Below are 21,562 nucleotides of genomic sequence, written 5' to 3'. Positions count from 1 at the left end.
CTTTGCCGAACCCTTCCCGAAGCGTCCATGCTCCGTCATCTCTCCATTCGAGACTTCGTTATCGTCGCCGCGCTCGACATCGAATTCGATTCGGGCTTCACGGTTTTTTCGGGTGAAACCGGCGCGGGAAAGTCGATCCTGATCGACGCCCTCGCCCTCACGCTCGGCGCGCGTGCCGATGCGAGCGTCGTGCGCACCGGCGAGCCGCGTGCGGACATCACCGCCGAGTTCGGCACCCACGCGCAAGTGGTGCGCTGGCTCGACGAGCACGCGCTCTCGCAAGACGGCGACACGGTCATGCTGCGCCGCGTGATCGATTCGAGCGGCCGCTCGCGTGCGTTCATCAACGGCACGCCGGCCACGCTCACGCAGTTGCGCGAAGTGGGCGAAATGCTCGTCGATATTCACGGCCAGCACGCGCATCAGTTATTGATGCGGCCGGACGCGCAGCGCGAGCTGTTCGACACGCACGCTGGTCTTGTCGACAGGGCGAGCGCCGTGAATCGCGCGTGGCGGGCGTGGCGCGAGGCGCAGCAGGCCGTCGATGCCGCGCAGAGCCGCGACCGCGAACTGCAACTGGAGCGCGAGCGTCTCGCGTGGCAACTGAGCGAATTCGACAAGCTCGCGCCGCAGCCCGGCGAATGGGAAGAAGTGAGCGCGGAGCATCATCGGCTGTCGCATTCGGCGAGCTTGATCGATGGCGTGCAGAACGCGCTCGGCGCGCTCTCCGAATCCGATGACGCCATGATCTCTCAGCTTGGCGCCATCATTTCGAAGCTGCGCGATCTGGCGGATATCGATCCGGCGCTCAACGACGTGCTCGCCTCGCTGGAACCCGCCGAAATCCAGATGCAGGAGGCGTCGTACTCGCTGTCGCATTATGCGCAGCGGCTGGAACTCGATCCGGACCGGCTCGCGCAAGTCGAAAAGCGCATGGAAAAACTGCACTCGACGGCGCGCAAGTTCCGCCTTCAGCCCGAAGCGTTACCGGAAGAACACGAAACGCGCCGCCGTCAGCTTGCCGAACTCGACGCCGCCGCCGATCTCGACGCGCTGAACGCCGTTGCCGCCAAAGCGAAAGACGCGTATCTCGCCGAGGCGAACGTCTTATCGAAGGCGCGCGCGAAGGCGGCCAAGGCGCTATCGAAGGCGGTCACCGAAGGCATGCAGGAATTGTCGATGGCGGGCGGCAGCTTCGAAGTCGCGCTCGTGCCGCTGGCCGAAGGCGGCGCGAACGGGCTCGAGCAGATCGAGTTTCGCGTCGCCGGTCACGCGGGCGTCGCGTTGCGGCCGCTCGCGAAAGTCGCGTCGGGCGGCGAGCTGGCCCGCATCAGCCTTGCGCTCGCGGTGATCGCGAGTACCGCGAGCCCGACGCCGACGCTGATTTTTGACGAAGTGGACACGGGCATCGGCGGAGGCGTCGCGGAAGTCGTCGGGCGGCTGCTGCATCAGCTCGGCCGCGACCGTCAGGTGCTGTGCGTCACGCACTTGCCGCAAGTGGCCGCACGCGGCGATCAGCATTTCCAGGTCGCGAAGTCGTCCGACGATGCCGGCGGCACCGTCAGCACGGTGACGCCGCTCGACAAGGCAAGGCGCATCGAGGAAGTCGCGCGGATGCTCGGCGGTATCGAAATCACCGCGACGACGCGCAAGCACGCGAAGGAGATGCTGGCGGCGTGAAGTCGGCGGGGGGGCGCGCCTAGCGCACGCCGCAATTCACCCCGCCACTCACACTCCGTCGCCGGACACGCGCGGCGCATGCGCCGCTCGCCTGCCTCTTACACGGCGCGCACGTCGCGCCGCCGCTCACCGGCCACTCGCACCGTCGCGAAACACGCGCGGCCACAGCGCCGACACCGCTTCGCGTACCACGCGCACGCCAGCGGGATCGACGCGCGCTTTCGCCGTGCCGTCGAGCCGCAGCGTGTGCCGCCCGCCACTCACACCTCGCCGCCGAACACGCGCCGCATCCCGCTCCACGCGCACGACAGCCGGATCGACGCGCGCACTTCACATGCCGTCGAGCCGCAGCGTGTGCTGCCGGCCACGCACACGCCGCCGCCGAACACGCGCCGCTTCACGCCCCACGCGCACAACAGCCGAATCGACGCGCGCACTTCACATGCCGTCAAGCCGCAGCGTGTGCCGCCCGCCACTCACACGCCGCCGCCGAACACGCGCCGCATCCCGCTCCACGCGCACGACAGCCGGATCGACGCGTGCACTTCACATGCCGTCGAGCCGCAGCGTGTGCTGAAACTTGCGGGACACGCCGAGCACGGGCCGCTCACGCGCCGCCGCCCGCGCCGCCCGTCACCCGCCGCTTCAAACCCCACCACCAAACACCCGCCGCCACAACCCCGTCACCGCTTCGCGCTCCACGCGCACGACAGCCGGATCGACGCGCGCTTTCTCCATGCCGTCGAGCCGCAGCGTGTGCTGAAGCTTCCGGTAATGCCGGTATGCCGCGCCGATCGTCTCCGCATCGCCCTCCGAAATGAGCCCGCTTCGTGCCGCGATCTTCAGCAGCGTGATGTTCCCCGCGTTGCGCAGAAATTCGCGGTGCGTGCGCGTATGCAGCAACACCCAGTACTGCACGATGAACTCAATATCGACCATGCCGCCGCGATCGTGCTTCAGGTCGAACAGGTCCGTGCGGTTCGGATGCCCCGCCGCCACGCGCTCACGCATGGCGACGATCTCGAGCGCGAGCGCCGCCGCATCGCGCTCCATCACGAGCACGTCGGCGCGGATCGCCTCGAATTGCGCGCCGATGTCCGCATCGCCCGCGCTGAACCGCGCCCGCGACAGCGCCTGATGCTCCCAGACCCACGCGGTATTCGCGGCATCGCCTTCCCGCAGTTGATAGCGGCGAAACGAGTCGAGGCTCGTGACCAGCAGGCCGGACTCGCCGTTCGGCCGCAGCCGCAAGTCCACGTCGAAGAGCGTGCCCGCGCCCGTCGCCGCCGCGAGCCACGTGATGAGGCGGCGCGCGAACATCGCGTAGATGTCCGACGCGGCGTCGTCGGGGTCGTCGTAAAGAAAGATCAGATCGAGGTCCGACGCGTAGCCCAGTTCCTTGCCGCCCAGCTTTCCATACGCGATGACGGAGAAGCGCGGCGTCTGGCGATGCCGCTTTGGGAACTGCTTCCACACGGTTTCGACCGTCACGTCGAGCACCGCGTCCGCGAGTTCGGACAAGCGGTCGCTCACGTGCTCGACGGAGAGCCGCCCCGCCAGATCGAGCAGCAGGATGCGGAACACTTCGGCCTGATGTGCGTGGCGCAGCAAGTCCATCTGATGCTCGGCGTCCTCGGCAGCGGCGAGTCGCGCGCTCAGCGAACGGCGGAATTCGGTCCAGTCGAACGGGCTGGAAATGGCTTCGTCGTCGAGCAATTCGTCGAGCAGTTGCGGATGGCGAATCAGATAGCCCGCTGCCCAGCGCGACCCGGACAGCACCGAGAGCACGCGATCGAGCGCCGCCGGGTATTCGGTCAGCAGCGCGAGATACGCGCCGCGCTTCGCCGTGGCTTCGAGCAGATCGAAAAGACGCGCGATGGTGTCCACGCGGCGCGCGGCGTCGACCGACTGCACGGCTTCGAGCGCGCGCTGCGCGACGATATCGAAACGGCCTCGGCTTTGCGCGGGCAGGCCCGCATAGCGCGACGAGTTCCACACGCCGGTCAGCCGCGCGAGCACTGGCGCGGGGTCCGCGAAACCGAGTTCCACGAGACGCGCCGCGAGTTCTTCCTGCGCCGAATCGTCGGCGAGCGCGCTGCTCCAGATCCACGACGCCGCCGAATCTTCCGCCACGCCGCAGCCGCGCTCGCCGCTCACCTTGTCCGCGAAGATCGCGTCGAACTGCTGTTCGACGAACTCGCGATGCCCGTCGAGCGTCGCCATCAGCGCGGCGTAATCCGCGAAGCCGAGCGAGGCGGCCAAGAGCGCGCGCTCGTCGTCGGCGACGGGCATCGCGTGCGTCTGCGCGTCGTTCCGATATTGCAGACGATGTTCGACGGTGCGCAGGAACAGATATGCCTCAGTGAGCGCATCGCGCACGGCGGGCGCGATCAGCCCGTTGGCCGCCGCGCGTTCGAGCACGTGAAGCGTCGGCCGGATACGAAAATCCGCTGCCTGTCCGCCGCGAATCAACTGAAATACTTGCGCGCTGAACTCGATCTCGCGAATGCCGCCGCGCCCGAGCTTGATATCGTCGGCCTTGTCGGGACGCATGGACGCGCGCCGACGCGCTTCCTGCCGAATCTGCTGATGCAGTGAGCGGATGGCCGCGATCACGCCGTAGTCCAGATAGCGTCGATAGACGAACGGCGTCGCGATGGCGTCGAGCTGCTTCGCGAGCCGTTGCGCCGAGTCGCTCTCGCGCTCGGACACGAGCCGCGCCTTGATCCACGCATAGCGTTCCCACTCGCGGCCCTGCACGTAGAAATACTCTTCCAGCATGCCGAGGCTGCACACGAGCGGCCCCGAATCGCCGTTCGGACGCAGCCGCATATCGACGCGAAACACGTAGCCGTCCTGCGTGATTTCCGCGAGCGCGCCGATCAGCCGCCGTCCGAGGCGCGTGAAAAATTCCTGCGTGGGGAGCGGCGCGCGCTTGCCGCCGGCGGTTTCGCCGTCGTCTTCGTAGACGAAGATCAGATCGATATCCGACGACGCGTTCAGTTCGCGCCCGCCGAGCTTTCCCATGCCGACGACGCCGAGCGTCAGGCGCTCGCCGTTCGGCCCGCGCGGCTCGCCGAAGAGCGTTTCGAGGTCCGCTGTCAGCACGTCGAGCGCGCGTTGAATGGTGACTTCGGCCAGATCGGTCATTGCGCCGGTGACTTCGGCGACATCGGCCGCGCCGCGCAGATCGCGCTCCATCACCGTGCAGAACACGTCCACGCGAAGGCGCCGCAGCGCCGTCTTGAGCGCGGCTTCGTCGAGCGTGCCGCTCGAAGCAGCGCGCGCGCAGTGCGCGTCGAAGCGCCCCTCGATCCACTCGCGCGTGACGGGCGACTGCGCCCACTGCGCGACATTCGACGCCAGTTCGGCGTGCGCCGCGTACGCGCGAGCGGCAAAGTTGGAGTAGCCGGAACTGCGCAGAGTCACATCGGTCATGAATGGTTAGGCTCGCAGGTTGCTTTGCGTCGAGTGTTTCGGTGCGCGGGCGGGCGCAGGCCGCGCCGCCCGGAAGGCTTGCGCAGCGGGCCTTTGCGGGCGGTCCGGCGCGCGCACGCCGCAGATGTCCGCGCCATGCCCTGTGTTACATTTCAGCGTCGAACACGCAAAACTACCATATCGCCGAACAGCCGCAGCATGTCCGACAGCAGACGATCCGTCGACCCGACCGAAGTTGGACAAGCCAAGCCCAGCGGCGACGCCGAGCATGTTCTGTCGCGCGTTCTCAAAGTCATTCTCGTCCTTGCCGCCGTGCTGTATTTCGCGGTGGCGTGCATCTATCTCGGCTTGCGCTATGTCGTGCTGCCGCAGATCGATTCGTTCAGGCCGCGCATCGAAGAGGCGGTCTCGTCGCGCATGCATGCGCAACTACGCATCGGCCGGCTGTCCGCGCGATGGTCGGGCATGCAGCCGACCATCGACATCGACAATCTTCGCATCGACGCCGCCGATGGCTCGCCGGGGCTCGCCGTGCCCCATGCGAGCGCGAGCGTCGCGTGGCGCTCGCTCGTGCAGTTGAAGCCGAAGCTCGCCGACCTGACCATCGACGGCCCCGACGTGATCCTCGCGCGCAACGCGCAAGGCGAATTCACGGTGGCGGGCGTGCCGATTCCCACGCATCGCACAGGCTCCAACGCGTTCACGACCTGGCTGCTCGGTCAAGAGCACGTTTTGCTGCGCGACGGCACGCTGCGCTGGCGCGACGCCGAGCGCGCCGCGCCCGAGATCGCGTTTAAGCGGCTGCGGCTGACCATCCTGAACGACGGCCTGCGGCATCGCTTGGCGCTCGCCGCGCCCGCCGACGGCGACGTGCTGCACGGCCCGCTCGACTTGCGCGCGGACTTCCGTCACGCGCCGTTCAGCGCGATGGGCGCGCCCGCGAACTGGACCGGCCGCCTGTATGTCTCGACCGGCCCGCTCGATCTGCCGATGCTCGCCCGCTACGTGAAGATGCCGTTCGCCATTTACGACGGCCGCGTCGAGAACCGCATATGGGTCAACTTCGCACGCGGGCAGTTGCAGACCGCGAACGGCGATCTCGCGGGCGGCAACATCGCGCTGCGCGTGCGCGCGACGCAGCCGCGCCTCGATCTGCCGGTGGCACGCTTCGCGTGGAGCGTCGACAAGAAAGACGGCGCGTACACGCTCAATCTCTCGAACCTGCGCGCCGAACTCGGCCAGCCCGCGCTCGATGACGGCACGCCGGTCGCGCGCCTCCTGACCTCGCAGACGCTGAGCGCGACGTACCGTCCGGCGTCCGTCAACGTCGGCCTGCTTTTTCGCGTGACGGGCGATCAGGCCGATCTCGGCATCCTCGCCGAATTCACGCGGGCGCTGCCGGTCCCGGCGCGCGTGCTCAACGAACTCGTGCGCTTCAATCCGCGCGGACAAATCGCCAATTTCACGATCTACACCGAACGCGTGCCGCCGCGCACCGAAGAAGAAGTGAAGCGCCAGCGCGAAAAAGGCGACGCGAAACTGCTGCATTACGCGTTCAAGGGCGAATTGCAGGGCATCAGCGTGCAGGCGCAGGAGCCGCCGCCGGGACTCACCGTCAACAATCATCCGCGCGCAGGCATTCCGGGCATCGAAAACTTGTGGGGCGTGGTCGATGCGAACGAGGCGCAAGGCAGCATCAGCATCGATACGAAGAACGCGGCGGTCACGATTCCCGGCGCGTTCGACGATCCGCGTCTCATGTTCGATTCGCTGCAAGGTCACGCGAGCTGGACGGTGGCGGATGCCATCGCGCCGGGCGAGCTGCGCCGCGCGTTCACGATTCATCTGGATACGCTGCGCGTGAAGAATGCCGACGCACAAGGCGAAGTCACCGCCGCCTACTGGAATCAGGGCCACGGGCGCGGCAATCTCGATCTGAAGGCGAAGATCGCTCATCTGGACGCGACGCGCCTCGTGCGCTATCTGCCGACGAGCCTGAACGAGCGCGTGCGCGTCTATCTCGGACACGCGTTGCAGGCGGGCGTCGCGCGCAACGCCACGCTCGAAGTCCACGGCGATCTCACGCGTTTTCCGTACGCGAAGTTTCCGGATGCGGGCGTGTTTCGCATCGAAGCGCCGTTCACGGGCGGCGAGTTCGATCCGACGCCGTTCCCGCCGCGCAAGATGGTCAACGGCTTGCCGAACTTCTGGCCGGCGTTCGAGGGCATCGACGGCACGTTCACGCTCGCGCAGAACAAACTCGGCTTCGATATTCATCGCGGGCATTACAGAGGCGTCGCGGTGTCGCGCGTGACCGGGCGCATCGACGATACGGGCAATCGCGAGTCCAAGCTGTGGATCGACGGCCAGGCGCACGGCCCGCTCGCCGACATGCTGCACTACGTCGATAACAGCTCCCTCGGCCTGATGGCGAAGCACGCGACGCGCAAGCTCGACGCAAAGGGCAGCGCGTCGCTGGCGCTCACGCTCGGCATTCCGCGCTATCGCCCGCCGCCGCCGCTTGCGCCGCTGCGCCCCGACTACAAGGGCTCGCTCACCTTCGCCGACAACGAAGTCGCGTATGCGAATCTGCCGCCGCTCACGCATCTGCAAGGCCGCGCGGAATTCGCGGCGAAGACCGTCACGCTCGACTCGCTCACGGCGCAACTGCTCGGCGGCGACGTGCGCGCGACTGGCGGCGTGCGGCCCGACGGCAGCTACGCGTTCGACGTGAACGGGCGCATCGGCACCGACGCCGCCGCGCGCTTCGACGGACGCATCACGCCGCAGGTCAGGCAGCTTCTGACACGTATCGACGGCGCGGCGCCCTATGAACTGCACGTGCGCGGCGCCAAGAACGCGCTGCCGAACGTGCAGGCGAACGCGGACCTGACAAGCGTCGGCATCGACTTGCCCGCGCCGTTCGGCAAGACGAAGGGCACGCCGATGCCGTTTTCGCTCAGCTTCGCGCCCGCTCCGGGCGGCGTGCCGGATCTGCACGATGCGCGGCTCACGTTCGGCCCGTTGCAGGCGCATTACCTGTTGCAGCAGATCGGCCGGGCTGACGTCAGGGTCGATCCGGAAAATCCCGCCCAGCCGATGAACATGCGCGCGACGTTGAAAGCCGTGCGTGGCGCGATTGCCGTGAATAAACCCGCCGACTTGCCGGCAGAGGGCGTCACCGCCGACGTGGAGCTGAACAGGCTCGACGCCGATGCGTGGCGCAAGGTGCTCGCGGATGCCAGCACGAATTCCCCGCCTTCGGCACCCATGAACGACAGCGCCCGGCCGTTCATCCCAACCCGCGCCGCGCTGCATATCGGGACGCTGAAACTCCTCGACCGGCGCTGGGAAAACCTCGCGATCCACGCGCACGAGGACGCGAACGATCGCAAATGGTTGGCGAACATTGCATCGGATCAGATCACGGGGAACGTCGCGTTCACGCCCGGCGCGGTCAAGGGCAGTCCCGGCGCGGTGCAGGCGCGTCTCGACACCGTGGTGATTCCCGACAAGGCGGACAACGCTTCGAGCGAAAAGGTCGTCAGCAGGCCGCCGCGCAACATGCCGTCCATCGACGTCATCGTGAACGAACTCGTGTTTCGCGGACGCGGCCTCGGCCGGCTGGAAGTGGACGCGCACAACGAAGTCGTCGCCGACGAGCCGATCTGGACGCTCGACAAGCTACAGCTCGCGAATCCCGACGCGACCTTCACCGCCAACGCCATCTGGCGCACGCTGCCGGGCGGCAAGGCCGAACGCGACAAAACCCGTGACGAAACCCGCGACGAGACGGGCGACGGCGATGCCGCGCCGCGCCGCACGTCGGTCGATTTCAAGCTCGACGTGAACAACGGCGGCCAGTTTCTGGACCGCTTCGGCGTGCCGCATAGCGTGAACGGCGGCACGGGCTCTGTGTCCGGTCACGCGGGCTGGAACGGCGGTCCGACCGCCGTGGACTTGAACACGCTCGACGGCAAGGTCGCCGTCGATCTGCGTCACGGGCAGATTCTGCGCGCGCCGGCCGCCGCGAAATGGCTCGGCATCTTCAGCCTGAGGAGCCTCGCGAATCTGCTGACGCTGCATTTCGAGGATGTCGTCGGCAAGGGGCTGCCCTTCGAAAAGATCACGGGCAACGCGCGCATCGAGGACGGCATCAGCCGAACCGACGATCTCACGATGATCACCTCCCCCGCCCGCGTCCAGATGCAAGGCTCGGTCAATCTGCCGAAGAAAACGCAGGATCTTCACGTCAAGGTGATTCCGACCGTCGGCGCGGGCGCGGTGGCGCTCGGCGCGGCGGTCATCAACCCGCTGCTCGGTCTCGGCGCGCTCGCCGCCGACCTCGCGCTGTCGCAGTCCATCAAGAAAGCATTCGCGGTCGACTATTCGATCACCGGTTCGTGGAGCAAGCCGGTCGTTCAGCGCCTGCATGGCGATCAGGGTAAGATCGAATCACCCGCTGCCGTCGCGCGTCCGTCAACCGCTCCATAAAAGCGGGGCGCTCGTCGAAGCGTGCGGACGTCTCTCTTCGACAAACCAGCGACCCATCCTGCGATCAACGCAGCGCCACGAACATGACCGAACAATCGAGCGAAAGCGCCGTGCGGCCGTTTCAGGTCGCCGCGCTGCAAATGGTGAGCACGCCGGATCGCGACCGCAATCTGGCCGACGCCGGACGGCTCATCGCCGAGGCGGCGCAAGGCGGCGCGCAACTCGTGCTGCTGCCCGAGTACTTCTGCTTCATGGGTTTCAAGGACACGGACAAGCTCGCAATCCGCGAGACGCCCGGCGACGGCCCGATCCAGCAATTCCTTGCCGATGCCGCGCGCAAACAGGGCGTGTGGGTCATCGGCGGGACGTTGCCGCTCAAGTCGCCGGAAGCGTCGCGCGTGCTAAATACGTCGCTCGTTTTCGGTCCCAACGGCGAGCAGGTCGCGCGCTACGACAAGATTCATCTGTTCAGCTTCGAAAAAGGCGAGGAATCGTTCGACGAAGCGCGCAGCATCGTGCCCGGCGCGGACGTGCGGACCTTCGATGCGCCTTTCGGGCGCGTCGGGCTGTCCGTCTGCTACGACCTGCGCTTTCCCGAGCTGTACCGGAAGATGGGCGACTGCGCGCTGATCGTCGTGCCTTCCGCGTTCACGTACACCACCGGCAAGGCGCACTGGGAAACGCTGCTAAAGGCGCGGGCGATCGAGAACCAGTGCTACGTGCTCGCCGCCGCGCAAGGCGGCAAGCACGAGAACGGCCGCCGCACGTGGGGACATAGCGTGCTGATCGATCCGTGGGGCGAAGTCGTCGCCGTGCGCGAGGAAGGCGCCGGCGTCGTCGCGGGCGTGATCGACCCCGAGCGCATCGCGAGCGTGCGACAGAGCTTGCCGGCGTATCGGCATCGGGTGATTGCTTAAAGCCGTGCGCGCTCGCCCCGACGCCGCTATCACGCGCCGCATCCCGAAATTAGGCATTTCTACCGTCTTGAACGCGCGGGATTGTCCCCGCACATGGCCTGAACGACGCGGACAGTAGAATTGTCCGACATTCACCGAACACGCTGCACCAACGCAATAGGCACCGCATGAACATCATCGAACCCGGCATCCGCAACCTGGTCACGGCAAAGGACGTTCTTCTGACGCCGTACGGCCTCGACGAGGGTCTCATCACGCGCACGCTCGCGGAGATTTTCACGCATCGCGTCGATTACGCCGACCTGTACTTCCAGTCCACGCGCAGCGAAGCGTGGAGTCTGGAGGAAGGCATCGTCAAATCGGGCAGCTTCAGCATCGATCAGGGCGTCGGCGTGCGCGCCGTCTCGGGCGAGCGCACGGCCTTCGCCTATTCCGACGATCTTTCGCCCGAGTCGATCCGACAAGCTGCGCTCGCCACGCGCGCGATCGCCAAGGCGGGCGGCGGCAAGCACAAGGTCAAGCCGGCGAACACGCTTACGGGCGTCTCGGGCCGCGACCTGTACGTGCCCGCCGATCCGCTTCATTCGCTCGATGCGAACGCGAAGGTCAAGCTGCTCGAACGCGTCGAACAGATGGCGCGCGGCCGCGATCCGCGCATCACGCAGGTGATGGCCGGGCTCGCGGGCGAATACGACGTCGTGCTCGTCGCGCGCAGTGACGGTGCGCTGGCGGCGGACGTGCGGCCGCTCGTGCGCGTGTCGGTGACGGTAATCGCCGAGCAGAACGGCCGGCGCGAGATCGGCACGGGCGGCGGCGGCGGACGCTTCGACTACGCGTATTTCACGGACGACATTCTGTCGAAATACGTCGATGACGCCGTGCATGCCGCGCTCGTCAATCTCGAAGCGCGCCCTGCCCCGGCGGGCGCGATGACCGTCGTGCTCGGGCCGGGCTGGCCGGGCGTGTTGCTGCACGAGGCGGTCGGGCACGGGCTGGAAGGCGATTTCAACCGCAAGGGATCGTCGGCGTTCGCGGGACGCATCGGCGAGCAGGTGGCGGCGAAGGGCGTGACGGTCGTGGATGACGGCACGCTGCCGAATCGCCGCGGCTCGCTCAATATCGACGACGAAGGCAACCCGACGCAGTGCACGACGCTGATCGAGGACGGCATTCTGAAGGGCTACATTCAGGATTCGCTCAACGCGCGCCTGATGAAGATGCCGGTGACGGGCAACGCGCGGCGCGAGTCGTATGCCGCGCTGCCGATGCCGCGCATGACGAACACGTACATGCTCAACGGCGACAAGGATCCGCAGGAGATTCTCGCGTCGGTGAAGAACGGGTTGTACGCGGTGAATTTCGGCGGCGGCCAGGTGGATATCACCAACGGCAAGTTCGTGTTCTCGGCGTCCGAAGCCTACATGATCGAGAACGGCAAGATCACGTACCCGGTGAAGGGCGCGACGCTGATCGGCAGCGGTCCGGAATCGCTCAAATATGTGACGATGATCGGCAATGACATGTCGCTCGACAGCGGCGTGGGCGTGTGCGGCAAGGAAGGCCAGAGCGTGCCGGTGGGCGTCGGTCAGCCGACGTTGCGCATCGAGAAGATGACGGTCGGCGGCACCGTCTGATGCAGTTTTGCCGCATCGGCGGCGATGCGTCCGGAATCTGACGCACCCGCCGATGCGGATTTCCCGCGTTCGACGCGCGGCCGCTTGTCAGCGCCGCCTGTTTGAGGTTATAAAGACGGTCAACCTTTTTGCGATGCCTCCTTTGCTCACCATGTCCGCCAAGTTTTATTTTTATTTCTTTTGGCATCTCAAGCCGCTGGCGGATCGAGAGGGTGAGTCGTAGGTTGCAAATACGCAAAACCGAATTCCCGAAAAACCGCCAGCGAGTCTGGCGGTTTTTTTTCGCCCCTCATTTTTGTTTAGAACATTGCCGCTGGAGAAACCGCCATGCCCCCGCACAATACCGATGACGTTCGTATCCGTGAGTTGAAAGAGCTCGTTCCGCCCGCGCATCTGATCCGCGAATTCCCGTGCACGGAGCCGGTGTCCGATCTCATCTTCAACGCGCGGCAGTCGATGCATCGCATTCTGCATGGCATGGATGACCGGCTGATCGTCATCATCGGGCCGTGTTCCATTCACGATCCGAAGGCGGCGATGGAATATGCGGGGCGGTTGATCGGCGAGCGTAAGCGTTTCGCGGGCGAACTGGAAATCGTGATGCGCGTGTATTTCGAAAAACCGCGCACGACGGTGGGCTGGAAGGGGCTGATCAACGATCCGTACATGGATAACAGCTTCAAGATCAACGACGGATTGCGCGCCGCGCGGGAACTGCTCATGCATATCAATGAGCTGGGGCTTCCCGCCGGAACTGAGTATCTCGACATGATCAGCCCGCAGTACATCGCGGATTTGATTTCGTGGGGCGCGATCGGCGCGCGCACGACTGAATCGCAAGTGCATCGGGAACTGGCTTCCGGGCTTTCCTGTCCCGTGGGTTTCAAGAATGGCACGGATGGCAACGTGAAGATTGCGGTCGATGCGATCAAGGCCGCATCGCAGCCGCATCATTTTCTCTCGGTGACGAAGGGCGGGCATTCGGCGATCGTTTCGACTGCCGGAAACGAGGACTGCCATATTATTTTGCGCGGTGGTAAAGCGCCGAATTACGATGCGGCTTCCGTCGATGCCGCTTGCAGCGATATCGGCAAGGCGGGATTAGCAGCGCGGTTGATGATCGATGCCAGTCATGCCAATAGCTCGAAGAAGCATGAGAATCAGATTCCGGTTTGTGAGGATATTGGACGGCAGTTGGCGGCTGGAGAGGAACGGATCGTGGGGGTGATGGTGGAATCGCATCTTGTCGCGGGGCGGCAGGATTTGAAGGAAGGGTGTGAATTGACTTACGGCCAAAGCATCACCGATGCTTGTATTGGGTGGGAAGAAAGCGTCGGGGTGCTTGAAGGATTGGCGGAAGCTGTGAAACGGCGGCGGCTGAAAAGAGTCGGCGGCAACTGATTAGTGCAATACCACGCAACGTCGACACCATTGCCTCGCAATGAGTGTCGACTCTGACGAAGAGCAATGTCATCTTCGAGCCCGCGAGTTTCAGTCTCGCGCGTGATTCCAGAGAATATCCTCCCCCCCATCTACCCGATTCAAAACCCGCGCCAGCACAAACAACAAATCCGACAACCGATTAACATACCTTCTCGGCGCCTCATTAACCGCATCGGTTTCGACACGCCCTAACGCAACAATAGCCCGCTCCGCCCTTCGACAAACCGTGCGACAAACATGCGCCAAAGCCGCCGCTCTCGACCCGCTCGGCAAAATAAATTCCTTAAGCGGCGGCAAAGTCGAGTTGTAATCCGCGAGCCACGCATCCAGTCTCGCCAGATGCGAATCAGAAATCATCGAATGTCCAGGAATCGACAATTCCCCGCCCAAATCGAACAAATCGTTTTGAATCTGCATCAGCGCATTACGCACATCCGGCGGCAGCGCCTCGCACAACAGCACGCCCAACGAAGAATTCAATTCATCGACATCGCCGATTGCCGCAATGCGCGCATCGTCCTTCGCGACGCGTCGGCCATCGCCGAGCCCGGTGGTGCCATCGTCGCCTGTGCGCGTGGCGATCTTGCTGAGGCGATTACCCATCACTGCTCCTTTGTCATTCGAGAAATGCGCCGAAAAGCCGTCGAAGCATTATAGGCAGCGGCTCCGCGCCCTCCCTATTAACCCCGCCCCCGCGCGGCAAGCCCGTCCAGCGCGTAAAATGAGACAGCCCTTTCGGCGCCCCGCCGCCCCGCCATGCTGCCCGCCCGGCGCGGCCCGAAGCCAGAACACAACACAAGAATCTCGCCGGAGACGCCCGTGAACCACCCCGCCTTGCCGAATGCCATCCGCCGGCCGTTTCCCGCCGCCCTGCTCGACGCGCTCAAGCACGCGTTCGCCGACCGCGTCAGCACGAGCCAGGCCGTGCGCGAACATCACGGCCGCGACGAATCGCCGTTCGATCCGCAATTGCCCGACGCCGTCGTCTTCGCGCGCAGCACCGAAGACGTGCAGGCCATCGTCAGGCTGTGCGCCGAGCACGACGTGCCGATCATCCCCTACGGCAACGGATCGTCGCTCGAAGGGCATCTGCTTGCGGTGCAAGGCGGCGTGTCCATCGATCTTTCGGAGATGAACAGCGTCGTCTCGATCAACGCCGAAGACCTGACCGCCACCGTCCAGCCCGGCATTTCGCGCAAACAGTTGAACGAAGCACTGAAGGACACGGGCCTCTTCTTTCCGATCGATCCCGGCGCGGACGCCAGCATCGGCGGCATGTCGGCGACGCGCGCCTCGGGCACCAACGCCGTGCGCTACGGCTCGATGCGCGAAAACGTCCTCGCGCTCACCGTCGTGCTGGCCGATGGCCGCGTCATCAAGACCGGCACGCGCGCGCGCAAGTCGTCGGCCGGTTACGACCTGACGCGGCTTTTCGTCGGCTCCGAAGGCACGCTCGGCGTCATCACGGAAATCACGGTGCGGCTCTATCCGCAGCCCGAAGCGATTTCGGCGGCCGTCTGCGCGTTTCCGTCGATGGGCGACGCCGTGCGCGCCGTCATCGAAACGATTCAGATGGGCGTGCCGATTGCGCGCGTCGAATTCGTCGATACGCTCGCGGTGCGCGCAATCAATCGCCATTCGAACCTGACATTGCGCGAATCGCCGATGCTGTTCTTCGAATTCCACGGCACCGAGGCGGGCGTGAAGGAACAGGCGCAGACCGTGCAGGACATCACCGCGGAGAACCACGGCACGGACTTCGAATGGGCGACGCGTCCGGAAGACCGCAGCCGCCTGTGGACCGCGCGCCACAACGCGTATTTCGCGATGCTGCAACTGAAGCCCGGCTGCCGCGCCGTGACGACCGATGTCTGCGTGCCGATCTCGCGTCTGGCCGAGTGTGTCGAAGAGACGGAGAAGGATCTGCGCGGCTCGTCGCTGCCCTGCCCGATCGTCGGGCATGTCGGCGACGGCAACTTCCATGTCGCCATGCTGCTCGATCCCGCGAAACCGGAGGAACGCGAAGAGGCGGAGCGCCTGAACCGGCGCATCGTCGAGCGCGCGCTGGAAGTCGGCGGGACGTGCACGGGCGAGCACGGCGTCGGGCTGCACAAGATGGATTTCATGCTCGATGAGCACGGCGAGGACGGCATCGACGTGATGCGCGCCATCAAGCACGCGCTCGATCCGAAGAACCTGATGAATCCGGGCAAGATCTTCGCGTTCACGCGGTAAATGAACCGGCGCACCCGCCGCGCCCGGTGGACGAAGAAGCCACGAGCGCGCAACATGGGGTGTCGCCGCGTCAGAGACATTCATCGAATACGCGCCGTCATGTTCAGGCGCCGGGAGGAGACATGAACGCACCCGACGAACTCAAGCCCGAGTTTTCCGCCGCCGGGCCGGATATTTCGCCGAATCTGCCGCACGAGGACGCGCCCGCGCTCACGGAAGCGCAACTCGCCGAGCGTCAGCGCGAAGTCGTGCAGGCGCTGATGGCCGTGCTGCCCACGCATTGCCTGCTGTTTCGCGACGAGGACACGTCCGTCTACGAATGCGACGGGCTCTCCGCCTACCGGCGTCTGCCGCTCGCGGTCGTGCTGCCCGAAACCGAAGCGCAGGTGCAGCGCGTCGTGCAGATCTGCGCGCGGCTCGGCGTGCCGATCGTGCCGCGCGGCGCCGGCACTGGGCTGTCCGGCGGCGCGATGCCGATCCGCAACGGCATCGTGCTGTCGCTCGCGCGCTTCCGGCGGATCATCGAGGTGGATTCGTACGCGCGCACGGCCACCGTGCAGCCCGGCGTGCGCAATCTCGCCATCTCGGAAGCCGCCGCGCCTTATGGGCTCTACTACGCGCCTGACCCGTCGTCGCAGATCGCGTGCACCATCGGCGGCAACGTCTCCGAGAATTCGGGCGGCGTGCACTGCCTGAAATATGGCCTCACCGTGCATAACGTGCTGCGCGTGCGCGCGGTGACGATGGAAGGCGACATCGTGGAATTCGGCTCGCTCGCGCCGGATGCGCCGGGGCTCGACTTGCTCGCGGTGCTGATCGGCAGCGAGGGCATGTTCGCCGTCGTCACCGAAGTCACCGTCAAGCTGATTCCGAAGCCGCAGACCGCGCAAGTCATCATGGCGAGCTTCGACGACGTGGTGAGCGGCGGCAACGCAGTCGCGGCGATCATCGCGGCGGGCATTATCCCGGCCGGCCTCGAAATGATGGACAAGCCCGCGACGCGCGCCGTCGAAGAATTCGTCAACGCGGGCTACGACCTCGACGCGGCCGCGATTCTCTTGTGCGAATCCGACGGCACGTACGATGAAGTCGCCGAGGAAATCGTCCGCATGACCGCCGTGCTGCGTGAGCACGGCGCGACGCGCATCCAGATTTCGCGCTCGGAATCCGAGCGGCTCAAGTTCTGGTCCGGCCGCAAGAACGCGTTTCCGGCGGCGGGCCGCATTTCGCCCGACTACTACTGCATGGACGGCACGGTGCCGCGCCGCGCCATCGGGCCGCTGCTCGCGCGCATCGAAGAGATGGAGAAGAAGTACGCGCTTCGCTGCATCAACGTGTTCCATGCGGGCGACGGCAACATGCATCCGCTGATTCTCTTCAACGGCAACGATCTCGACGAATGGCATCGCGCCGAAGCGTTCGGCTCCGACATTCTGGAAACGTGCGTAGAACTGGGCGGCACGGTGACGGGCGAGCATGGCGTGGGCATCGAGAAGATCAATTCGATGTGCGTGCAGTTTTCGCCCGAAGAGCGCGACGCGTTTCATGCAGTCAAACGCGCGTTCGATCCGCCCGGCCTGCTCAATCCGGACAAGGGCATTCCCACGCGCGCCCGCTGCGCGGAGTACGGCAAGATGCACATTCGCGGGGGCCTCCTGCCGCATCCCGAACTGCCGCGCTTCTGACCGGCCGCCGCGTTCGCGGCGCGTTGCGCTATCCACGTTTGTCCGGGTACGGCTGGGTTAAGCGGCCGGTACAATCGACCGGACAGGCGTAGCGCAAGCCATACGAAAAGCCGAATACAAGAGCGGGACACCATGGAACAGGACGACATCGTCGCCGCCTGGTCGGAGCGGATCGCCCGGGCCAGCGAGACCGGCGCGCCGCTGCGCATTCGCGGCGGCGGCACGAAAGACTGGTACGGCCAGACGCTCCAGGGAGACATACTCGACACGCGCGCCTACCGCGGGATCATTTCGTACGATCCGGCGGAACTGGTCATTACCGCGAAAAGCGGAACGCCTCTTGCTGAAATCGAGGCTGCGTTGAGAGAACATGGCCAGATGCTGCCCTTCGAGCCTCCCCACTTCGGCCGCAATGCGACGCTTGGCGGCTGCATCGCGGCAGGTCTCGCCGGACCGCGCCGCGCGTGGACCGGCGCGCCGCGCGACTTCGTGCTCGGTGCGGTCGTGATGAACGGGCGCGGGCAAGTGCTCCACTTCGGCGGGCAAGTGGTGAAGAACGTCGCGGGCTACGACGTCTCGCGGCTCCTCGCGGGATCGCTCGGCACGCTGGGGCTCATTCTGGAATTGTCGGTGAAGGTGCTGCCGCGCCCGGTCGCCGAAGCCACGCTCAAGTTCGACATGCACGCCACCGACGGCGTGCGCAAGCTCAACGAATGGGGCGGCCATCCGTTGCCGATCAGCGGCAGCGCGTGGCGCGACGGCACGCTGGCGCTGCGTCTCGCGGGCGCCGAAGCGGCCGTCAAGACCGCGCGCAATACGCTCGGCGGCGAAGTGGTGGATGCGGTCGAAGCCGACCGCTTCTGGATCGGCCTGCGCGAACAGACGGACCCGTTCTTCGCGGTCATCGAACCGCGCTCGGCGCTCTGGCGGCTCGCGCTGCCATCGATTGCGGAGCCGCTGCATCTCCCGGGCGCGCAGCTCATGGAATGGGGCGGCGCACAACGCTGGTGGATCACCGACACCGATCCGCAGACGGTGCGCATCAGCGCGAAGCAGGCCGGCGGCCACGCGACGATCTTTCGCGCGGGCTCCGCCTACGACCGCAACGCGGGCGTGTTCACGCCGCTGCCCGCGCCGCTCATGAAGATTCATCGCGGGTTGAAGGCCGCGTTCGATCCGGCGCGCATCTTCAACCGCGCACGGCTTTATCCCGATTTCTAGCCGAACCGAGCAACGCGCCATGCAAACCAATCTCGCCGATTTCATACGCGGTACCGCCGATGGCGACGAAGCCGACGCGATTCTGCGCAAGTGCGTCCACTGCGGCTTCTGCACGGCGACCTGCCCGACGTATCAGTTGCTCGGCGACGAACTCGACGGGCCGCGCGGACGCATCTATCTGATGAAGCAGATGTTCGAGGGCGCGCCCCCCACGCGCAGCACGCAGACGCATCTGGACCGGTGCCTCACGTGCCGCAACTGCGAGACGACGTGCCCCTCCGGCGTGCAGTACGGCAAGCTCGTCGAGATCGGGCGCAAGGTCGTCGAACAGAAAGTCGAGCGGCCGATGCGCCAGCGTATCCAGCGCCGCTTTCTTGCGAGCTTCCTGCCGAACAGCACGCTCTTCACGCCCGCGATGAAGCTCGGGCAGCAAGTGCGCGGCATTCTTCCGCGCAAGCTGCGCGCCAAGATTCCGGTGCCCGAAAAGCCGCTCGCGCCGCCCACGCGCAAGCACGCGCGCAAGATGCTCATGCTCGCCGGCTGCGTGCAGCCCGCGATGATGCCGAACGTCAACACGGCGACGGCGCGCGTGTTCGACGCGCTCGGCATCGAGATCGTGACCGCGCCGAGTGCGGGCTGCTGCGGCGCGATCCGCCTGCATCTCGGTTACAACGACGACGCCCTCGATGACGTGCGCAACAACATCGACGCATGGTGGCCGTATGTCGAAAGCGGCGTCGAGGCGATCGTGATGAACGCGTCGGGCTGCGGCGCGACGGTCAAGGAGTACGCGCACCTGCTGCGCAACGATCCGAAGTACGCGGACAAGGCGCGGCGCATCGTCGATCTGACGCGCGATCTCGCCGAAATCCTGCCGGCGTTCGAGGAAGAACTCGTCGCGCTCGCGCGGCGGCGCGCGGTGCATACGGTCGCGTTTCATCCGCCGTGCACGTTGCAGCACGGGCAGCAGATTCGCGGGCGCGTCGAGCAGCTTCTGACCGCGCTCGGTCTCGAAGTGCGCCTGCCCGCCGACGCGCACATTTGCTGCGGATCGGCAGGGACGTATTCGGTTTTGCAGCCGAAGATGTCTTACGCGCTGCGCAATCAGAAGCTCGACCGGCTGGAGAAGACCGAGCCGCAGATGATCGTGTCCGCGAACGTCGGCTGCATCGCGCATTTGCAGAGTGGGACATCGACGCCGGTGACGCACTGGATTCAACTTCTGGAGCATCTGCTGTACGGCTAGGCGGATTCGTATAATGGCCCGATCCGCCTCGAATGTCGCTTACGCATGTCCATCGCTCAACATCTGGAAGAAGTCCGCCAACGGATCGCGCAAGCGGCACAAAGCGCCTCGCGCGATCTGGCGTCCGTGAAACTGCTCGCCGTATCCAAGACCTTCCCCGCCGACGACGTGCGCGCCGCCTTCGAGGCCGGCCAGCGCGCGTTCGGCGAAAATTACGTGCAGGAAGGCATCGCGAAGATCGCCGCGCTCGCCGACTTGCGCAGCCAGATCGAATGGCATTTCATCGGGCCGCTGCAATCGAACAAGACGAAGCTCGTCGCCGAACAGTTCGACTGGGTGCATTCCATCGACCGGCTGAAGATCGCGGAGCGACTGTCGGCGCAGCGTCCCGAAGGCGCGCGTCCGCTCAACGTCTGCGTGCAGGTCAACATGAGCGGCGAGGCGTCCAAAAGCGGCGTCGAGCCGCACGACGCGGCGGCGCTCGCGCATGCGGTCGCGGCCCTGCCCGGCCTGCGTCTGCGCGGCCTGATGTCGATTCCCGAGCCCGCCGGCACGCTTGACGCCCAGCGCGCGCCGCACGCGCGCCTTCGCGAATTGATGGATGCGTTGCGCGCCGACGGCCTCGATATCGACACGCTCTCGATGGGCATGTCCGCCGACCTCGAAGCCGCCGTGCTCGAAGGCGCGACGCTTTTGCGCATCGGCACGGCGATCTTCGGCAAGCGCACTTACACCCACTGACTCATCACTCACTATGAAAATCGCATTCATCGGCGGCGGCAACATGGCCGCGGCGCTCATCGGCGGTCTCATCAAGCGCGGCGTCGCGCCTACGGATATCACCGCCATCGACATCAACGACGAAGCGCGCTCGCGCACCGCGAAACAATTCGGTATCGACACCGGCGCGGCCATCGACGCGAAGCTCGCTGGCTACGATGCAATCGTGCTCGCCGTGAAGCCGCAGGTGCTCAAAGGCGTCGCACAGGCGCTCGCGCCGCATCTGTCGCGGCAGACGGTCATCAGCATCGCGGCGGGCATCCGCGCGGCGGACCTGTCGCGGTGGCTCGGCGGCTACGCGCAAGTGGTACGCACCATGCCGAACACGCCCGCGCTCATCGGCATGGGCGTGACGGGGCTCGCAGCATTGCCGGGCGTCAGCGACGAAGCGAAGGCGCTTGCATCACAAGTGCTCGAAGCCGTCGGCACGACCGTCTGGTTCGACGACGAAGCGAAGATCGACGCCGTCACCGCCATTTCCGGCAGCGGTCCGGCTTACGTGTTCTATTTCATCGAAGCGATGCAGGACGCGGCGCGCGCGCTCGGCATGGACGAAGCGCAAGGCCGCGCGCTCGCGGTCGCGACCTTCACGGGCGCGGCGCAACTCGCGGCGCAGTCGAACGAACCCGCGAGCGTGTTGCGCGAGCGCGTGACGTCGAAGGGCGGCACGACGGCGGCTGCGCTCGCGTCTTTCGATGCGCACGGCGTGAAGGAAGCGATCGTGCGCGGGGCGCTGGCGGCGGAAGCGCGAGCGAAAGAGATGGGCGACGAACTCGGCGCGGCCTGAGC

General features: G+C 65.8%; 15 protein-coding genes. 11 read left to right on the top strand and 4 right to left on the bottom strand.

Features of this window, described 5'->3' with window-relative positions; all coding sequences use genetic code 11:
* Window positions 1-27: 27 nt before the first annotated feature.
* Complete coding sequence (gene recN, locus GV035_RS11760) at window positions 28-1,680, top strand: DNA repair protein RecN (RefSeq protein WP_159835283.1); 1,653 nt, start codon at window positions 28-30, stop codon at window positions 1,678-1,680.
* A gap of 126 nt (window positions 1,681-1,806) precedes the next feature.
* Here the strand turns inward: recN and GV035_RS11755 are convergent, their stop codons facing one another.
* The 3 genes from GV035_RS11755 to glnE form a co-directional block, all read right to left on the bottom strand.
* Window positions 1,807-1,944, bottom strand: a complete 138-nt coding sequence (locus tag GV035_RS11755; protein WP_159835282.1) for a hypothetical protein — start codon at window positions 1,942-1,944, stop codon at window positions 1,807-1,809.
* Complete coding sequence (locus GV035_RS11750) at window positions 1,941-2,156, bottom strand: hypothetical protein (RefSeq protein ID WP_236572587.1); 216 nt, start codon at window positions 2,154-2,156, stop codon at window positions 1,941-1,943. The genes GV035_RS11755 and GV035_RS11750 overlap by 4 nt, the downstream gene beginning before the upstream one ends.
* A 169-nt stretch (window positions 2,157-2,325) precedes the next feature.
* On the bottom strand, window positions 2,326-5,118 hold the full coding sequence (glnE, locus tag GV035_RS11745; protein WP_159835280.1) for a bifunctional [glutamate--ammonia ligase]-adenylyl-L-tyrosine phosphorylase/[glutamate--ammonia-ligase] adenylyltransferase: 2,793 nt from the start codon (window positions 5,116-5,118) through the stop codon (window positions 2,326-2,328).
* Between the two features lie 198 nt (window positions 5,119-5,316).
* Between glnE and GV035_RS11740 the strand changes: the two genes are divergently transcribed.
* The 4 genes from GV035_RS11740 to aroG all read left to right on the top strand — a co-directional run bounded on the left by GV035_RS11740 (window position 5,317) and on the right by aroG (window position 13,564).
* Complete coding sequence (locus GV035_RS11740; RefSeq protein WP_159835279.1) at window positions 5,317-9,612, top strand: YhdP family phospholipid transporter; 4,296 nt, start codon at window positions 5,317-5,319, stop codon at window positions 9,610-9,612.
* An 83-nt stretch (window positions 9,613-9,695) separates the two neighbouring features.
* Window positions 9,696-10,529: a carbon-nitrogen hydrolase family protein gene (locus tag GV035_RS11735; protein WP_159835278.1), complete on the top strand. Its 834-nt coding sequence runs from the start codon at window positions 9,696-9,698 to the stop codon at window positions 10,527-10,529.
* Between the two features lie 167 nt (window positions 10,530-10,696).
* On the top strand, window positions 10,697-12,163 hold the full coding sequence (gene tldD / locus GV035_RS11730; RefSeq protein ID WP_159835277.1) for a metalloprotease TldD: 1,467 nt from the start codon (window positions 10,697-10,699) through the stop codon (window positions 12,161-12,163).
* A 327-nt stretch (window positions 12,164-12,490) separates the two neighbouring features.
* A complete protein-coding gene (aroG, locus tag GV035_RS11725) occupies window positions 12,491-13,564 on the top strand; it encodes a 3-deoxy-7-phosphoheptulonate synthase AroG (RefSeq protein ID WP_159835276.1) in 1,074 nt (357 codons plus the stop codon).
* A gap of 90 nt (window positions 13,565-13,654) precedes the next feature.
* Here aroG and GV035_RS11720 read toward each other — a convergent pair whose 3' ends face one another.
* Window positions 13,655-14,209, bottom strand: a complete 555-nt coding sequence (locus tag GV035_RS11720) for a cob(I)yrinic acid a,c-diamide adenosyltransferase (RefSeq protein ID WP_159835275.1) — start codon at window positions 14,207-14,209, stop codon at window positions 13,655-13,657.
* Between the two features lie 216 nt (window positions 14,210-14,425).
* Here GV035_RS11720 and GV035_RS11715 point away from each other — a divergent pair, with 216 nt between their 5' ends.
* The 6 genes from GV035_RS11715 to proC all read left to right on the top strand — a co-directional run bounded on the left by GV035_RS11715 (window position 14,426) and on the right by proC (window position 21,560).
* The gene (locus GV035_RS11715; RefSeq protein WP_159835274.1) at window positions 14,426-15,841 is read left to right on the top strand and encodes an FAD-binding oxidoreductase; all 1,416 of its coding nucleotides are present in this window, start codon (window positions 14,426-14,428) and stop codon (window positions 15,839-15,841) included.
* 122 nt (window positions 15,842-15,963) lie between these two features.
* Window positions 15,964-17,526, top strand: a complete 1,563-nt coding sequence (locus GV035_RS11710; RefSeq protein ID WP_236572586.1) for an FAD-linked oxidase C-terminal domain-containing protein — start codon at window positions 15,964-15,966, stop codon at window positions 17,524-17,526.
* Between the two features lie 132 nt (window positions 17,527-17,658).
* Entirely contained in the window at window positions 17,659-18,747 is a 1,089-nt protein-coding gene (gene glcE, locus GV035_RS11705) for a glycolate oxidase subunit GlcE (protein WP_159835273.1), read from the top strand.
* A gap of 19 nt (window positions 18,748-18,766) precedes the next feature.
* Entirely contained in the window at window positions 18,767-19,993 is a 1,227-nt protein-coding gene (gene glcF, locus GV035_RS11700) for a glycolate oxidase subunit GlcF (RefSeq protein WP_159835272.1), read from the top strand.
* A 45-nt stretch (window positions 19,994-20,038) separates the two neighbouring features.
* Complete coding sequence (locus GV035_RS11695; RefSeq protein WP_159835271.1) at window positions 20,039-20,734, top strand: YggS family pyridoxal phosphate-dependent enzyme; 696 nt, start codon at window positions 20,039-20,041, stop codon at window positions 20,732-20,734.
* Window positions 20,735-20,747: 13 nt separating this feature from the next.
* A complete protein-coding gene (proC, locus tag GV035_RS11690) occupies window positions 20,748-21,560 on the top strand; it encodes a pyrroline-5-carboxylate reductase (protein WP_159835270.1) in 813 nt (270 codons plus the stop codon).
* Window positions 21,561-21,562 lie beyond the last annotated feature (2 nt).

Origin of the sequence: Burkholderia sp. 8Y (assembly GCF_902506145.1) — a bacterium.
Classification (GTDB): domain Bacteria; phylum Pseudomonadota; class Gammaproteobacteria; order Burkholderiales; family Burkholderiaceae; genus Caballeronia.
Note: the sequence above shows the minus strand (reverse complement) of the source record. Positions and strands in the feature narration are given on the sequence as shown.

What these genes read in the sequence shown, in the direction of transcription:
- recN (WP_159835283.1), top strand. Translation starts at nt 28, where the DNA reads ATGCTCCGTCATCTCTCCATTCGAGACTTCGTTATCGTCGCCGCGCTC.
- glnE (WP_159835280.1), bottom strand. Translation starts at nt 5,118, where the DNA reads ATGACCGATGTGACTCTGCGCAGTTCCGGCTACTCCAACTTTGCCGCT.
- GV035_RS11740 (WP_159835279.1), top strand. Translation starts at nt 5,317, where the DNA reads ATGTCCGACAGCAGACGATCCGTCGACCCGACCGAAGTTGGACAAGCC.
- GV035_RS11735 (WP_159835278.1), top strand. Translation starts at nt 9,696, where the DNA reads ATGACCGAACAATCGAGCGAAAGCGCCGTGCGGCCGTTTCAGGTCGCC.
- tldD (WP_159835277.1), top strand. Translation starts at nt 10,697, where the DNA reads ATGAACATCATCGAACCCGGCATCCGCAACCTGGTCACGGCAAAGGAC.
- aroG (WP_159835276.1), top strand. Translation starts at nt 12,491, where the DNA reads ATGCCCCCGCACAATACCGATGACGTTCGTATCCGTGAGTTGAAAGAG.
- GV035_RS11720 (WP_159835275.1), bottom strand. Translation starts at nt 14,209, where the DNA reads ATGGGTAATCGCCTCAGCAAGATCGCCACGCGCACAGGCGACGATGGC.
- GV035_RS11710 (WP_236572586.1), top strand. Translation starts at nt 15,964, where the DNA reads ATGAACGCACCCGACGAACTCAAGCCCGAGTTTTCCGCCGCCGGGCCG.
- glcE (WP_159835273.1), top strand. Translation starts at nt 17,659, where the DNA reads ATGGAACAGGACGACATCGTCGCCGCCTGGTCGGAGCGGATCGCCCGG.
- glcF (WP_159835272.1), top strand. Translation starts at nt 18,767, where the DNA reads ATGCAAACCAATCTCGCCGATTTCATACGCGGTACCGCCGATGGCGAC.
- GV035_RS11695 (WP_159835271.1), top strand. Translation starts at nt 20,039, where the DNA reads ATGTCCATCGCTCAACATCTGGAAGAAGTCCGCCAACGGATCGCGCAA.
- proC (WP_159835270.1), top strand. Translation starts at nt 20,748, where the DNA reads ATGAAAATCGCATTCATCGGCGGCGGCAACATGGCCGCGGCGCTCATC.